15 protein-coding genes are annotated in these 14,783 nt (G+C 39.1%); 8 read left to right on the forward strand and 7 right to left on the reverse strand.

Annotated elements, in window-relative coordinates:
• The first annotated feature begins 105 nt into the window (after positions 1-105).
• From AAV96_RS10835 to AAV96_RS10845, 3 genes are read left to right on the forward strand one after another with little or no spacing between them, the layout of a single operon-like run.
• A complete protein-coding gene (locus tag AAV96_RS10835) occupies positions 106-2,199 on the forward strand; it encodes an FUSC family protein (RefSeq protein WP_046739316.1) in 2,094 nt (697 codons plus the stop codon).
• Positions 2,192-2,407, forward strand: coding sequence for a DUF1656 domain-containing protein (locus AAV96_RS10840; RefSeq protein WP_004659299.1), 216 nt, complete (start codon positions 2,192-2,194; stop codon positions 2,405-2,407). The genes AAV96_RS10835 and AAV96_RS10840 overlap by 8 nt, the downstream gene beginning before the upstream one ends.
• Positions 2,408-2,460: 53 nt before the next feature.
• On the forward strand, positions 2,461-3,462 hold the full coding sequence (locus AAV96_RS10845) for an HlyD family secretion protein (protein ID WP_046739317.1): 1,002 nt from the start codon (positions 2,461-2,463) through the stop codon (positions 3,460-3,462).
• Positions 3,463-3,628: 166 nt separating this feature from the next.
• Here the strand turns inward: AAV96_RS10845 and ruvX are convergent, their stop codons facing one another.
• From ruvX to recN, 3 genes are all read right to left on the reverse strand, one after another.
• A complete protein-coding gene (ruvX, locus tag AAV96_RS10850) occupies positions 3,629-4,072 on the reverse strand; it encodes a Holliday junction resolvase RuvX (protein ID WP_004659295.1) in 444 nt (147 codons plus the stop codon).
• Complete coding sequence (locus AAV96_RS10855; RefSeq protein WP_004659294.1) at positions 4,065-4,619, reverse strand: YqgE/AlgH family protein; 555 nt, start codon at positions 4,617-4,619, stop codon at positions 4,065-4,067. The genes ruvX and AAV96_RS10855 overlap by 8 nt, the downstream gene beginning before the upstream one ends.
• A 115-nt stretch (positions 4,620-4,734) precedes the next feature.
• Complete coding sequence (recN, locus tag AAV96_RS10860) at positions 4,735-6,393, reverse strand: DNA repair protein RecN (protein WP_046739318.1); 1,659 nt, start codon at positions 6,391-6,393, stop codon at positions 4,735-4,737.
• A 342-nt stretch (positions 6,394-6,735) separates the two neighbouring features.
• Between recN and AAV96_RS10865 the strand changes: the two genes are divergently transcribed.
• The 3 genes from AAV96_RS10865 to AAV96_RS10875 all read left to right on the forward strand — a co-directional run bounded on the left by AAV96_RS10865 (position 6,736) and on the right by AAV96_RS10875 (position 8,874).
• Positions 6,736-7,062 carry a pyrimidine/purine nucleoside phosphorylase gene (locus AAV96_RS10865; protein ID WP_004659291.1) on the forward strand — a complete coding sequence of 109 codons (327 nt, stop codon included), beginning with the start codon at positions 6,736-6,738 and terminating at the stop codon, positions 7,060-7,062.
• A gap of 120 nt (positions 7,063-7,182) precedes the next feature.
• Positions 7,183-7,932, forward strand: coding sequence for a 23S rRNA (guanosine(2251)-2'-O)-methyltransferase RlmB (rlmB, locus tag AAV96_RS10870; protein WP_046739319.1), 750 nt, complete (start codon positions 7,183-7,185; stop codon positions 7,930-7,932).
• Between the two features lie 30 nt (positions 7,933-7,962).
• On the forward strand, positions 7,963-8,874 hold the full coding sequence (locus AAV96_RS10875) for a DMT family transporter (protein WP_046739320.1): 912 nt from the start codon (positions 7,963-7,965) through the stop codon (positions 8,872-8,874).
• On the opposite strand, the gene coaE is transcribed toward AAV96_RS10875, so the two are convergent.
• The 4 genes from coaE to pilB are packed head-to-tail and all read right to left on the reverse strand — an operon-like array spanning position 8,871 to position 13,304.
• Positions 8,871-9,476: a dephospho-CoA kinase gene (coaE, locus tag AAV96_RS10880; RefSeq protein WP_046739321.1), complete on the reverse strand. Its 606-nt coding sequence runs from the start codon at positions 9,474-9,476 to the stop codon at positions 8,871-8,873. The genes AAV96_RS10875 and coaE overlap by 4 nt on opposite strands.
• 1 nt (position 9,477) lies before the next feature.
• Complete coding sequence (locus AAV96_RS18510; RefSeq protein ID WP_046739322.1) at positions 9,478-10,338, reverse strand: prepilin peptidase; 861 nt, start codon at positions 10,336-10,338, stop codon at positions 9,478-9,480.
• The gene (locus AAV96_RS10890; RefSeq protein ID WP_046739323.1) at positions 10,338-11,564 is read right to left on the reverse strand and encodes a type II secretion system F family protein; all 1,227 of its coding nucleotides are present in this window, start codon (positions 11,562-11,564) and stop codon (positions 10,338-10,340) included. The genes AAV96_RS18510 and AAV96_RS10890 overlap by 1 nt, the downstream gene beginning before the upstream one ends.
• A 24-nt stretch (positions 11,565-11,588) precedes the next feature.
• The gene (gene pilB / locus AAV96_RS10895; protein ID WP_004659278.1) at positions 11,589-13,304 is read right to left on the reverse strand and encodes a type IV-A pilus assembly ATPase PilB; all 1,716 of its coding nucleotides are present in this window, start codon (positions 13,302-13,304) and stop codon (positions 11,589-11,591) included.
• Between the two features lie 345 nt (positions 13,305-13,649).
• Between pilB and tpiA the strand changes: the two genes are divergently transcribed.
• Positions 13,650-14,441 (forward strand): triose-phosphate isomerase, encoded by a 792-nt coding sequence (gene tpiA / locus AAV96_RS10900; RefSeq protein WP_046739324.1) that lies wholly within the window; start codon positions 13,650-13,652, stop codon positions 14,439-14,441.
• Positions 14,442-14,453: 12 nt separating this feature from the next.
• Positions 14,454-14,783, forward strand: coding sequence for a preprotein translocase subunit SecG (gene secG, locus AAV96_RS10905; RefSeq protein WP_005162938.1), 330 nt, complete (start codon positions 14,454-14,456; stop codon positions 14,781-14,783).

Here is a 14,783-nt window from a genome sequence, read left to right on the forward strand (position 1 = left end):
TCAGCTTTCTCTTGTCAACTGATTTGATACTCCAAATCGGTCTAACTTCGTGCCACATTGTTATGTGTCATCTAGATCATGCTGACTTAGAATTGAGACATATTCATGTTACTTAAACAGCTGTTAGCTTTCAGACCAAGCCGACTTGATCTTATTTTTGCTTGTAAAACCTTTGTAGCAGGCATGCTGGCATTGTTTATTTCTTTTGAATTAGATTTGATTAATCCTATGTGGTCGATTGGAACGGTCATGATTATTGCCAATCCTTATTCGGGAATGGTGTCTTCGAAATGTGTGTATCGTTTGATTGGGACTGTAGCAGGGGCAGTCATAGCACTGTTATTAACCCCACATTTTATTAATACGCCGTGGCTATTTACGGTTATTTTATCTCTCTGGGTGGGCTTTGCTTTATATGTGTCATTACTAGACCGCACGCCGCGTAGCTACGTATTTATGTTGGCAGGATATTCAACTGCCATGATTGTTTACAATGCAATTACCTATATCGATACCTATAATATTTTTGATATCGCTGTTGCACGTGTACTTGAAATCTCAGTTGGGGTGGTCTCTTCCGCCATTGTTTCGGCAACTTTTTTTCCAGTTCATGTTGGCGCAATGATTAAGCAACGTGTCAATAAAACGTTAAACGATCTAGAAGCAACTTTTGAAAAATTGATTGCAGTTCAAGAAACACCTGAAAATTACACACAAGTTTTATCTGTGATTACTCGTGATGCCTCTGATATTCATGCTTTAGCAGTACATTTGGCTTATGAGAAAGGTGAGTTGAAAGGCATGACCAAACCTTTACAAGAAATGCTACATCAAGTGTCATTGGTGGTTGCGAATTTGGTTGCATTGTCGCAACGAGTGAAACAACTCGAACATTTGCACTTAGTTAATCTTGTTTCGAATTTGGATATGATTCGTCAGCATACTTTGACATTTTTAAAACAAGAGAAAATTTTAGTACCTGCTGATTTGCAGACTTTGCCAATTGGATTTGAAGAGGATTTTGCTGAGCTGATTTCTAAAGCAACGTCTGAACAGAAAGTTGTATTGGCTGCATTAAAGATGGATGTTCGTCATTTTATAGCCAATATCTTGGCAGTAAAACTACTTTGGCAACAGATTCAGCAAGGTAATAAAGAGATTCCAATAGAAATTACAGCAATTACGACGAAGTATCCAAGTTTACATCGTGATCATGGTATTGCGATACGAGGTGGAATTAGTGCCGTATTGATTACTTTTATTGTCACTGCAGCTTGGATTCTGTCAGGTTGGAAGGCGGGTTTTATGATGGCGCAAATGGGGGCTATCACGGCGTGTATCTTAACCGCATTGGATAACCCAGTACCTGTGCTGCGGATTTTTATTTGGGGCAGTATTGTGTCAGCAGGCTTAGTATTCTTATATGCATTTGGTATTTTTCCGCATGTGACCCATTTTTGGCAATTGGCTTTGGTGCTATTTCCTGTGTTTTTAGTGGCTGTCACCATGATGGCAAATCAAATGTTAATGCCTGTAGGAATGGTACTTGGGATTAACACCATGATGGGATTGAATCTGCATAATAAATACACCATGGATGCTGTTTCTTATTTAGATAGTTCATTTGCAATGGTTCTGGGCGTATTGGTTTCACTCATTGTGATTGATTTAGTTCGAGCTGTTTCACCTGATACCAGTGCAACGCGAATTTTAACTTTACATTATCAGGCGATGCGTCAGGCATTAAATCTATCTTATGGCAGTGAGTTCAAAATTCATCTACGCAGTATGTTGGACCGAGTTGGAGTATTGAATACCAAAATGGTTCAAAATCCTGAAGTTAAGATCTCGATTCAGAATGCTCTGATTGAAAGTAGTTCAATTATTGACTTAGTCCGATTGCAAGAAATTAGCCAAAAACTCCCCCAATTGGTCAGTTTGAAAAATGAAATCAATGAGCTGCAACAGCAACTGACTGAATATTTTCAAATGCAGGAGAAACAACTTTCTCTGAACCATTTTCCAATTCGAATTGTACAGCAGATTGATCTATTACAGCGGATTGCAGCGCAAATTGAAGATGAGCAACTCGCTCAAAGAATGTTGATTTCTCTGAATAATATTTGTGAAAGCATAGGGCATGTCTCAACACAAAAGCTGGATTCAGAAACATATGATTTAGGTGTATTGCATGGGTGAAATTAACGTTTATGGAATCTATATTCCAATTCTTTTGGTGCAAGCCATCATCGCCTACGTACTCTTTAAGCTGATGAGTCCACTGATCGATCGTTTAGTTATGAGAGGTTGGATTGTACTACCGAACATTTTCAACTTGTGTTTGTACTTGGGATTGTTGCTGTGTATGCATTGGTTATGTCTTTATTTACAAGGTACAAGCCTTTAAGTAGCTCTCTCCGAAATTTAATGATTTAAAAATATGTGGTAAAGGTGATGAACATGAATGCATTTGATGTACGAAAAGTCATACGTCCAATTGTATTAGTACTTTCGGTTTTGATTGCGATATATGCAGTCGTGCATTTATGGAATTACTACAATGCCGCACCGTGGACACGTGATGGTCGTGTGCGTGGTGATGTGGTTCAAGTGGCTTCAGATGTTAATGGATTAGTAACTGAGGTGCTGGTACAGGACAACCAGACGGTAAAGAAAGGACAAGTTCTTTTTAAGATTGATGTTGAACGTCAAGCGCTTGACGTTGAACAAGCTAAATCTGATTTAGCTAAAGCCAATGCTGGTTTGGCTCAGGCGCATGCAAACTTAGTCGGTTCAAAGGCAAATTTGGTCAAGACTGAAGCTAATATGAAATTGGCTGAGAAGAATGCAGCACGTTATGCGAGTTTGATGGATGGTGCAATCTCTAAGCAAGAGCAAGATCAGGTTTTTGCTACACGCGATCAGGCGATTGCTGAGAAAGAACAGCTAGCAGCGAGTATTGAACAGGCTGAGGCTGCCATTCAACAACAGCAAGCTTTGATCGAAGTAGCGAATAGCAATTTACATTTAGCTCAGCTCAATATGAGTCGTTCGGCAGTCGTTGCACCTGCGGATGGGACCTTAGCTAACTTTGATTTACGTGTTGGGAATTATGTTAAGGTTGGGCAAGCGGTTGCTGCGCTGCTAGATCGTCATCAGCTTTATGTCGTGGGTTATTTTGAAGAAACCAAATTGAATCGTATTCATGTTGGTGATTTGGCAACCGTACAGTTGATGGGGGATCGTCAATTAATTCGTGGGCATGTTCAAGGTATTGCAACAGGGATTGAAGATCGTGAGCGTTCTGGCAGTTCTAATCTATTGGCAAATGTAAACCCTACTTTTAGTTGGGTACGTTTAGCGCAACGTGTGCCTGTAAAAATTGTTTTAGATGAGCAACCTCAGAATCCATTGGCTTTTGTTTCAGGGCGAACTGCAACGGTTAGAATTATTGAGAAATAATCAGATGTAGTCTGAGCTGATTTATTTTTTAAAAATTGCATTCTAAATTTTATTCAAGTGATTTGGGTTGTAGACGTGATAAAGCAGTTATTTTGATGGTTTGGATTTGATTTTATCACGGTACATCAGTGTGCTATACCGTGATAAAGCGCTTAAATATAAATGATTAAGGTGTTATTCCATTAGGATCACGATACCAGCTTTGAATGAGTAGCGCAGCTGCGAAACTATCAGCAGATAATCGTTTTGCTTGGCCTTTATTTTGATAAGACTCAAGTTCTTCTCTCGCTTCGCGTGTAGTCAAGCGCTCATCCACCATCCACGTTTCAATATTGGTTTGATGACGCAAACGTCGTGCAAATTTTCGTGCGCGAGCAGAGAGTTCAGATTCACTATCATCCATATTTAATGGCAAACCGACTAAAAAAAGATTGGGTTGCCATTCTTTGACAAGTTTTAATAGTTGGTTCCAGTCAGGGATACCATCTTTCATCACGAATAATGGTAGAGGATTGGCACTCTCAATAGTTGATTGACCAATTGCGATCCCCATCTTTTGAGTGCCAAAATCAAAGGCCATAATGGATTGCGAAGTTTTAAAATCAGGCATGACCAATCTCTGAAGCAAACCATGTGCGGTCTACCCCAATTTTCTTGTATGCTGCATCCCAACGATCACCATATGGTAGATTAAAAATTAAATCCATGTCTGAGTCACAAATCAGCCAGTCACCACGTGCCATTTCTTCTTCAAGCTGATTTTTGCCCCAACTGGCATAGCCTAGAGCAATTTGGTAACGACCGACACCTTCGTTATGTGCAATTGCATCCAAAATATCTTTACTGGTCGTAATGCAAACATTTTCACCGACTGCGATTGATGAATGCCAAGTAGGTTGACCTGTGTGTAGTACAAAACCTGCTTCTGGGCGTAAAGGCCCACCTTGCAACACGGCATGAGGCTGTACATTATCTGCATCAATCTCTAAATCATTCAATAATTCTTTGATCTGTAACTCAGAAGGGCGATTGATAATAATGCCTTGTGCACCATCTTCATCATGGCGTGCCACATAGATAACAGTATTGGCAAAGAAGTCATCTGTTATGTCTGGTGGAGCGATGAGACAACGGTGAGTTAGATATTGTTTCGTCACCTAGGCGATTCTCCATCAAAAATATTATGCTGATCTATCTATATAGGTTCTTCTTATCAACATACAAGAGTTAATCGGATTTCGCCAATCTTTTTCTCACATTTTGTTATGCGTATTAAGCTGATTGGAATTTTAGTTGACGCAGTTGTTTGGCATGTTGCAAGGTAGTTTCGCTAATCTCGACGCCGCCAGACATGCGTGCTAGTTCTAGAATGCGTTGTTCCTCATTTAACTCAATAATGGTACTGCTTGCTGGATCTGTTTGTTGTTTTTTGACCAATAAGTGTTGGTCAGACTGTGCAGCAACTTGAGCTTGGTGAGTGATACAGAGCAGTTGTACATGTTGAGCCAGATCAGCGAGTAAACGACCAACCACTTCGGCCGTACCACCACTAATTCCGACATCAATTTCATCAAAGACCAAAACTTCGGATTCTGTTTTTTCGGCATTCATCACTTGCATGACCAGTGCAATACGAGAGAGTTCACCGCCAGATGCAACGCGAGCCAACGGTTGTGGTGGAATGCCTTTATTGGCAGTGAAAAGAAGCTGAATAAAGCTGAGACCTTCGGCATTTGCTTCCATTGGCTCGAACTTAAATTCAAAATATGCTTCAGGTAGAGCAAGCGGCTTCACTTGTTCAGTCAATTGCTTCGCCAATGGAACTGCAGCAGCACGACGAATTTGATCTAGATGTTCAGCTTTTTGCATAAAAATTTGATAAGAAATTTCTACCTGTTCAGCTAAGGTTTCAGGATCTTCTAATAGATGTAATTGCTCTAATTCCTGTTGCCAAGTTTCATATTCTTGTTTGAGTACTTCAGGTTGGGTACGGTGTTTGCGCGCGAGACGATGGAAAATTTCTAAGGTTGTATTGAGCTGTTCCATTCTTTCAGGATCAAAGCTTTGGCGATCAATAAATTGACGTAAACTCGCGGTTGCATCTTCAATCTCACTTTGCGCATTGAGTAACGAATTATAAATATTTGATAACTGTTCACTGCGTCCTGCATGAGACTCTAAACGACGAATGATTGAAGCAACTTCTTGAGTGATATTTTGTTCAGCCTCATCCAAGACATTTAGACTGTAACTACAGTCTTGCATAATATGTTCATGATGGCTGAGACGATCAAACTCTTGTTCAATCTCTCGATAATCCGTTTGGATAATCTCTTCAAGTTCTTCTATTTGGGATTCTAAATTTTGTATTTTTTGAATACGTGTGGCTTGCGCATCTAAAGCGGCTTGATGCTGGCGAATGTTTTTTTGCCATGTGCTATACGCTTCACGTACTTCATCTGCTGGTTCGGCAAAATTATGATAACGATCTAACCAGTGCTTCGGATAAGGGGGCTCAAGTAATTGCTGTTGGCTATGTTGGCTATAAAGTTGTACCAGTAAGCGTCCAATTTCTTTTAACTCTGACAAGCTACTTGGACGCCCATTGATCCATGCTTTGCTTCGACCTGTCGCAAATATGACACGTCTTAAATGAATTTCACCTGAATCATCATCTAGTTCATGTTCTGTAAGCCATTTTGCTTCCGCACTTTCAGCTTGATAACTAAAGACTGCAGTGACGTCTGCTTTGTCTGCACCATAACGGACATAGTTGGTATCGGTACGTTCACCCAAGCATGCAGACAGTGCATCTAACAATAACGATTTTCCTGCACCAGTTTCCCCAGTTAAAACATTGAAACCTTGTTCAATATCTAAAGCTAAATGGTCTGCAAGTGCAAAATTAATTAAAGTTAAATGGGTGAGCATATATGCATCCAGTGCACGCAATCTTTTGCTTAAAGATAGAGAAATTTTGCTAATCGAACAAGAGGATCAGCGTTGTGTTGATGAAATCGTGTTTTATTTCTGGAGTTGTTTTGAATAATTTAGTGATGTAAAGCTCGTCTATCAATTTATAAGATTTTTTCTATTGTATTTTAGATCGCATGCTTTGATCTAAAAGCGCTTGTGAGTTAAACATAACTTTAGTAGAAAGGCATAAAAATTGCTGTTAAAGCATGATAAAAATGGATTGATTAGTGACGCAGGCACAATTAAACTACGTCCATCATAACCTAATATAAATGCTGCATTATTTGGAGAGTATGCATGAGTTCAGTGCAGTTTGATCATGTTACGGTCATTAAAAAGTCAAATGTATATTTTGGTGGGGCATGTATCAGCCATACTGTACAATTTGAAGATGGTACTAAAAAGACATTAGGTGTGATTTTACCTACTGAACAGGCATTAACTTTTGAAACACATGTGCCAGAACGTATGGAAATCATTTCTGGTGAATGTCGTGTAAAAATTGCAGATAGTACAGAAAGTGAGTTATTCCGCGCAGGTCAGTCTTTTTATGTCCCAGGAAATAGTGTTTTCCACATCGAGACTGATGAAGTGCTTGATTATGTATGTCATTTAGAAGGTTAACCTATTCTGTTCTAAATCGAGTACACTATCGCTAAAGAAAATCCTGTAAAGTTACTTTGCAGGATTTTTATTTTTTCAAAATCTCCCTTTATAGATCGGGAATACTGCAAGAGGTCGTTCATGGCAAAACCTGAATATTATTATGGCGTTCATTCGGTTGAGTCATTATTGGAGTTAGAGCCTGAACGCGTTTTGACTTTATTTACCTTAAAAGGTCGTGATGACCAGCGATTACAAAAGATTTTGCAACTTGCCGAACCTTTTGGGATTAGCGTCCAAAAGGCGAGTCGGGATAGTTTGGAAAAGCTTGCAGGCTTACCTTTTCATCAAGGTGTAGTGGCTGCAGTTCGACCACATCCAACCTTAAATGAAAAAGATTTAGACGAATTGATGCAGCAGTCACCAGATGCTTTGTTATTGGCATTAGATCAAGTGACTGATCCGCATAATCTCGGTGCATGTATTCGTACCGCAGCTGCGATGGGTGTTCAGGCGGTGATTGTGCCACGTGATCGTTCAGCTAGTTTAACTCCGACGGCACGTAAAGTTGCAGCAGGTGGAGCGGAAAAAGTTAAGTTTATTCAAGTGACTAACTTAGCTCGAACCTTAGCTCATTTAAAAGAGACTACACATATGCGTGTTATTGGCACAATGCTAGATGAAAAAGCATTGCCAATTCAGCAATGTGACTTTAAGGGTGCAGTTGTCATTGTCATGGGTGCAGAAGACACAGGTTTAAGACCGATTACTCAGTCTCAATGTGATCAGACGGTTTATATTCCAATGTCTGGTGATTTACAAAGTCTAAATGTGAGTGTCGCAACTGGTATGGCACTTTATGAAGCATGTCGCCAGCGTAGTGTTGTATAATTCACGCAAGTATTGCCAATGTAATCTTAAATGACTGCTCGTACACAAGGTTATCTATTTGTTTTAATTACAATGTGTATTTGGGGGGGATTCACCATTTTCTCCCGTTTAAATTTACATTGGCATGTGAGTGCATGGGATTTGGTGGCAATGCGTTTTGCGATAGCCTTTCTTATTTTAATGCCTGTGCTCATTTATAAAAAAGATTTAGCTTTCTTATGGCATCTACGTCCAGTCATTTTAGCCTTAACTGGTGGTTTAGCCTACTGTCTGACCGTTTATACGGCTTTTTTGCAAGCACCAGCAGCCCACGCTGCAATTTTCTTAAATGGCTGTATTCCTTTATGTACGGCAGTTGCTGCTTATTTATTGTTTAGACAACCTTTTGATAAACATACTTGGTTAAGTCTTAGCATTATGTTAAGTGCGCTTGTATTGATGAGCTATCTGATGTTGCATGATCAAGCGGCCGCTTTGGGATTGGGAGATTTACTTTTTTTTATCAGTGCTGTTTGGTGGGGAATTTTTACAGTATTGCTTAAACAATGGAAATTATCGGCTTGGCATTCCATGGCAAGCGTGGCAATTTGGTCAGCGATTATTTATTTACCTGTCTATATTTTATTTGTTCCAAAACATTTTCAAGAAGCAGAACCCATTCATTTAGTCATTCAAGGTTTATTTCATGGTGTATTGGTCGTAATTATTGCGACCTTGACCTATGTTGCTGCGATTGAGCGTTTAGGTGCATTTAAAACGGGGAGTATTGTTACTTTGGCACCTTTTATTGCAGCTGTGATTGCTGTTCCACTGCTTGATGAGCCTTTAAATGCAGCGATTGCTTGTGGTTTAGTAGGAATGGGTATTGGTGCATTACAGCCGTGGCGCTGGTTTAAAAAAGACACGCTGAGTGAACGACTCGCGCAACAGAAGCAGGATTAAAATGCCTGCTCAGCGCTTTGTAGATATTTTAGATGTAATGGTTTTAGTTGTTGGTGAAGGTGCTCAAGTAAACCATCATTCATAACAATATCATTTGCGAGTAATTGCTTTTGAGTGCGAGGCATTTGAACCGAGATAATTTTTCGGATTTGTTCTTCATTTTGTCCATCTCTTTGACTTGCACGTTGTAGTTGTGTTTGTTCATCAGCATCGATGAGTAAGGTGTGATGCACAAGTTCATGCTGATTGGTTTCAAAGAGAAGAGGTGAAACTAAAATGACATAAGGGCTTTCTGCTTGTTGTAATTGTTGAATAATGGATTGGCGTATAGCAGGATGAGTGATCTTTTCGAGAGTTTCTCGCGCTTCTGGAAACTGGAATATATGTTCACGAAGTGCACGTCGATTCAGATTGCCATCTTCTAATAATACCCAGTCTCCAAAAGAAAGTTGAATTTCTTTCAAAGCAGGTTGACCTAGATCAACCACTTCACGAGCTACAATATCTGCATCGACTACAACAATTCCTTGGGATTCAAACCATTGTGTCGCGGCGGATTTGCCACTACCAATGCCACCAGTAATGCCCAAGATAAAACTCATATTATCCACCTAGGTATATTTTCATAATTTGATTTCCCCATAAAAATGCAATCCAGCCAGCAATTGCAATATAGGGACCAAATGCAAAAGGTTGGTTTTCACCACGCATTTTTATCAAAATAATTCCAATAATTGCACCAACAACTGAAGAGAGTAGCACAATTAGGGGTAGCATCATTGGCCCCATCCAAGCACCTAAAGCTGCAAGCAGTTTAAAATCACCATAGCCCATACCTTCCTTGCCTGTGACGAGTTTAAAGATATAGTAAACAATCCATAAACATAGAAAGCCAATCAAATAGCCCCAAATCGCTGAACCAGCAGAAGTATAAATAGTGAAACTATTGATTCCCAAGCCTAGTGCGGCAAGTGGTAGGGTAAAACGATCAGGTAATAGCTGTGTGTCGAAGTCAATAAACGTTAACGTGATCAAGACCCAAGTGAGTATTAAACCAAATAACATTTGTACGGTCGCGCCAAATATAGCAACTACTATTAATGAGGAAATCATTGTTAATAATTCAATAAGTGGATAGCGAATACTAATTGGATTTTGACAAGAACCACATTTGCCACGAAGTATTAACCAACTCATTACAGGAATATTTTGATACCAGCGAATAGCAGATTTACATTTTGGACATGTCGATGGTGGGGTGCTTAAGGTTAATTTAGCTTCGTCTAATATAGGTTGTTCTGGATGTAATAACATTTGGCATTCATGATGCCATTCTTGTTCCATCATCTTTGGTGTTCTATAGATGACGACATTTAAAAAACTACCAATGCATAAACTTAAAAGTCCAACTGCGATGTATAATGCAGTTGGATTTTGGATAAAATAAGAAATGATTTCTTGCATTAGACGACAGAACCCATTTGGAAAATTGGGAGATACATCGCAATTACTAGACCACCAACAAGTACACCTAAAATTGCCATAATTAAAGGTTCCATCATTGAAGTAAGACCATCGACTGCATTATCGACTTCATTTTCAAAATGAGTTGCTACTTTATCTAACATACTATCTAGAGCACCAGATTCTTCACCGATTGCAACCATTTGAATCGCCATAGCTGGAAAGCGATTGGAAACTCGCATTGCAAATTGTAGTTGTTGTCCTGTTGCCACATCTTCACGAATTTTCATTACAGCTTCTTCGTAAATCACATTATTTGTTGCACCTGCTGTAGATTCTAGAGCATCAATTAAAGGTACACCTGCCGCAAAAGTAGTTGCAAGTGTTCGACTATAACGCGCAATAATTGCTTTATAGACTAGGTCACCAAATATTGGAAGCTTAAGGGCTAGATGATCCAAACCATCTCGAAATTTTTTGCTACGCTTTTTTGCTTCTAGGAAGCAAGTAATAATTGCCCCAATTATAATAATTAGGATAAACCAATATTTTTGCATCCAATTGGACATATTTACAACCATCTTTGTGAAGGCTGGTAAATCAGCTCCAAAGGATGAAAAGACACTTTCGAATACAGGAACAACTTTAACCATTAGAATAATAGTTACAATTACTGCAACACAGATAACAGTGATTGGATATTTCATAGCTTTTTTAATTTTTTGTTTCAGTAATTCGCTTTTTTCTTTATAAATCGCAACACGATCTAACATGGTTTCAAGCGCACCTGATTGTTCACCAGATTCAACTAATGAGCAAAAAAGATTGTCAAAATAAAGTGGATACTTCCGTAAAGCACCTGCAAAAGTATTACCACCTTCTACTTCACCTTTGATACCAAGTACAACCTCACGCATTGCTGGATTTTCTAAACCCTCTGCAACAATCTCAAAACCTTGGACGAGAGGTACCCCTGCTTTCATCATGGTTGCTAATTGACGAGTAAAGACCGTAATATCTAAGGTAGTTACTTTCTTCTTCATCAAACCCTCAAGAATATTCTTACGTTTTTCTCGAATGGTTTTAATGGTGACGCCTTGTTTGCGTAATGTGACCTTTGCTAAGGCCATATTGCGTGCTGGTAATTCCCCTTTAATTTTGGCGCCTTTTCGATCTACCCCTTCATAAGCAAAAGTAGGCATCATTTGCGCTTTTTTCGCTGCCATGATTCTTAATCCTTTTTATTAATTTTATTCACTTGTTACTCGGTTAATTTCTTGCAAAGAAGTAATACCTTGCATCACTTTTTTTAGGCCTGAACGACGCAGATTGTCAAAGCCGGCTTGTTCTGATGCTGCTGCAATTTGCAGTGCGTTACCATCTTCCATGATGATTTGAGAAATTGCAGGGGTGACTTTCATAACCTCATAGATACCTACACGTCCTTTGTACCCTTCTCGACATTCAGCACAGCCAATCGGTTGAAATATTTGTAAATCAGGGTTTGATAAATCCTGTTCTGTAAATCCTAACTCTAAAAGACTTTGTTTAGGTACATCTACGGGTGCTTTACATTGTGAGCATAAACGTCGTGCTAAACGTTGTGCGATAACAAGATTAACTGATGTTGCGATATTAAACGAAGGTACACCCATGTTGCGTAATCGAGTTAAAGTTTCTGGCGCGCTGTTGGTATGCAGTGTTGACATCACCATATGACCTGTTTGCGCTGCTTTAATTGCGATTTCGGCTGTTTCCAAATCACGAATCTCACCGACCATAATTACATCAGGGTCTTGGCGTAAGAAAGCCTTTAATGCAGCAGAGAAAGTCAATCCTGTCTTTGGATTCACGTTGACCTGATTAATGCCTTCCAAGTTAATTTCCACAGGGTCTTCTGCTGTTGAAATATTGGTATCTTCAGTGTTTAGAATATTTAGACCAGTATATAGCGATACGGTTTTACCAGAACCTGTTGGACCTGTAATCAGTAGCATTCCTTGAGGCTTTTCAAGTGCTTCCATGAATAATGCTTTCTGATCATCTTCATAGCCTAATGCTTCAATTCCGAGCATAGCACTTGATGGATCCAAAATACGTAGTACTAATTTTTCCCCAAATAAAGTAGGTAAAGAGTTAACACGGAAATCAATGGCTTTGGTTTTTGATAATTTGAGTTTAATACGACCATCTTGAGGCATTCGTTTTTCTGAAATATCCATTTGGGACATCACTTTCAAGCGAGAGGCAAGCCGATTTGCCATTTGCAATGGTGGGGTAGCAATTTGGCGTAGAACGCCATCTACACGATAACGCACACGGTACATTTTTTCATAGGGCTCAAAATGTAAATCTGATGCGCCCATACGAATGGCATCGATTAAAAGTTTATTAATATATTTAACAATTGGAGACTCATCGCCTTGCGGTGACGCATCATCATCTTCTTGAGGAGAGTCTTGATTAACATCAATATCTAAGTCGAAGTCTTCACTGTCACCAAAATCGAAATTACCTGAATCACCGAAATGTTGTTCGATTAACTTTTCAAGTTTCGTATGCTCAACAATAATTGGTTCAATATTAAGTTTGGTATTAAAGCGAATTGCATCTAATGCATCAATATTGGTTGGATTGCTCGTAGCAACATACAAAATTTGTCCACGCTGTATTAACGGAACAACACGATGTTTTTGTATGAGTTTATTGTCGGTTAATTCTCGAGGTAATAATCCAACATCGTAAACCGCCAAATCAAAAAGTGGTTCACCAAATTCTACAGAGATGCTTTCCGCAATGGTAAGTGGAGAAAGACGATGTTGTTCGATTAAATGAGCAACAATATCTTGTTTGGCTTTCTTGGCTGCATCAATTGCATTCTGCATATTTGCAGCAGTCATATGACCATCTTCAACTAAACGTCGAATGAACCCCGAAAACTTTGGAGACGTATGTAATCCTGACATCTGTCCGCCTTACTCACAATATGGTTATAATAGCTATTCTCAAAATTATACTTTTGTTACGTAAAAATACTACTACAGAAAGTGTTGTTTTTTACTTGGTTCATATTGAAAAACTTGAACTGATCGATTTTTTTACAAATTAATTTCTGATTTAGAGAGTAGCCTTCGCTAGAAATAAAGCAAATGATTGTAAAAAAACGACATATATATGTAAAAAGGGTGGAGATTTTTTAGATCTATTTTTTTTGTTGGTGGAAACTTAAACTGAAAAGAAAAACTGAATTTTATAAAAATACGTGTAAAATGTGCAGCATTTTTTATAAATTAGTCGTAGGTGGGCGAAGTATGTCGAATTCGGCGATTACCCCTTGGGTTATTGGCAATTGGAAAATGAATCCAATGCATGCGAATGCTTTCCAATTAATAGAAGAATTTAAGCAGTTACTACAACAGGACAATATTTCTCCTGAGCAATGTCATATTGGTGTAGCGCCAATAACGATTGCGTTGACTGGTGTTCATGCTCAGTTAAAAGATGCAACCAGAGCTGTTTATACTGTGGCTCAGGATCTTTCTCGTGTGGCCGGTACTGGTGCTTACACAGGTGAGGTAAGTGCGGAACTATTAAAAGATAGTCAGATTGAATATGTATTGATTGGACACTCTGAGCGCCGTGAATTATTTGGTGACAACGTAAATATTTTAAAAGCAAAACTGCAAAATGCATTAAATGCAGGTTTGACGGTGATCTATTGCGTTGGCGAAAGCTTAGAGCAGCGTGAGCAAGGCGCTGCTGAGCAAGTGGTATTACAACAAATTTGTGATATTGCATCCGTCGTTAAAGCTGAACAATGGCAAAATATTGTGATAGCGTATGAGCCGATTTGGGCAATTGGAACAGGGAAGACAGCTTCACCTGCGGATGCCCAAGCAATGCATGCAAAAATACGTGAAGGCTTAAAACAAATTACATCATTCGGTACAAACATGGCTATATTGTATGGCGGTAGTGTCAAAGCCGAGAATGCTGTTGAGTTGGCTGCATGTCCTGATATTAATGGCGCTTTGGTTGGAGGTGCATCACTCAATGCACAATCTTTTTATCAAATTGCAAAAGCATTTGCTCAAAGCAAATAATAGGAAGTAGAAATGTATAGTTTTATACTCGTTGTACATATCATTTTAGCAATTATGATTATTGGATTGGTTTTAGTGCAACAAGGTAAGGGCGCTGAAGCAGGAGCGTCGTTTGGTGGCGGTGGTGCTGCTACGGTATTTGGTGCTTCTGGAGCGGGTAACTTTTTAACACGCTTAACTGCGATTTTTACAGCTTTGTTTTTTGCTACGAGTTTAACTTTGGCTGTTTTTGCAAAAAAACAAACAGCTGATGCGTATAGCTTAAAATCCGCTCAAACCACGACCTCCGCACCAGTAACATCGCCTGAAACTTCATCAAATGCACCTAAAACAACTCAATAA

This window comes from Acinetobacter sp. AG1 (assembly GCF_001005525.1).
Classification (GTDB): domain Bacteria; phylum Pseudomonadota; class Gammaproteobacteria; order Pseudomonadales; family Moraxellaceae; genus Acinetobacter; species Acinetobacter modestus.

What these genes read in the sequence shown, in the direction of transcription:
- secG (WP_005162938.1), top strand. Translation starts at nt 14,454, where the DNA reads ATGTATAGTTTTATACTCGTTGTACATATCATTTTAGCAATTATGATT.
- AAV96_RS10875 (WP_046739320.1), top strand. Translation starts at nt 7,963, where the DNA reads ATGACTGCTCGTACACAAGGTTATCTATTTGTTTTAATTACAATGTGT.
- AAV96_RS10890 (WP_046739323.1), bottom strand. Translation starts at nt 11,564, where the DNA reads ATGGCAGCGAAAAAAGCGCAAATGATGCCTACTTTTGCTTATGAAGGG.
- AAV96_RS10835 (WP_046739316.1), top strand. Translation starts at nt 106, where the DNA reads ATGTTACTTAAACAGCTGTTAGCTTTCAGACCAAGCCGACTTGATCTT.
- recN (WP_046739318.1), bottom strand. Translation starts at nt 6,393, where the DNA reads ATGCTCACCCATTTAACTTTAATTAATTTTGCACTTGCAGACCATTTA.
- AAV96_RS18510 (WP_046739322.1), bottom strand. Translation starts at nt 10,338, where the DNA reads ATGCAAGAAATCATTTCTTATTTTATCCAAAATCCAACTGCATTATAC.
- coaE (WP_046739321.1), bottom strand. Translation starts at nt 9,476, where the DNA reads ATGAGTTTTATCTTGGGCATTACTGGTGGCATTGGTAGTGGCAAATCC.
- tpiA (WP_046739324.1), top strand. Translation starts at nt 13,650, where the DNA reads ATGTCGAATTCGGCGATTACCCCTTGGGTTATTGGCAATTGGAAAATG.
- pilB (WP_004659278.1), bottom strand. Translation starts at nt 13,304, where the DNA reads ATGTCAGGATTACATACGTCTCCAAAGTTTTCGGGGTTCATTCGACGT.
- ruvX (WP_004659295.1), bottom strand. Translation starts at nt 4,072, where the DNA reads ATGCCTGATTTTAAAACTTCGCAATCCATTATGGCCTTTGATTTTGGC.
- rlmB (WP_046739319.1), top strand. Translation starts at nt 7,183, where the DNA reads ATGGCAAAACCTGAATATTATTATGGCGTTCATTCGGTTGAGTCATTA.
- AAV96_RS10845 (WP_046739317.1), top strand. Translation starts at nt 2,461, where the DNA reads ATGAATGCATTTGATGTACGAAAAGTCATACGTCCAATTGTATTAGTA.
- AAV96_RS10865 (WP_004659291.1), top strand. Translation starts at nt 6,736, where the DNA reads ATGAGTTCAGTGCAGTTTGATCATGTTACGGTCATTAAAAAGTCAAAT.
- AAV96_RS10840 (WP_004659299.1), top strand. Translation starts at nt 2,192, where the DNA reads ATGGGTGAAATTAACGTTTATGGAATCTATATTCCAATTCTTTTGGTG.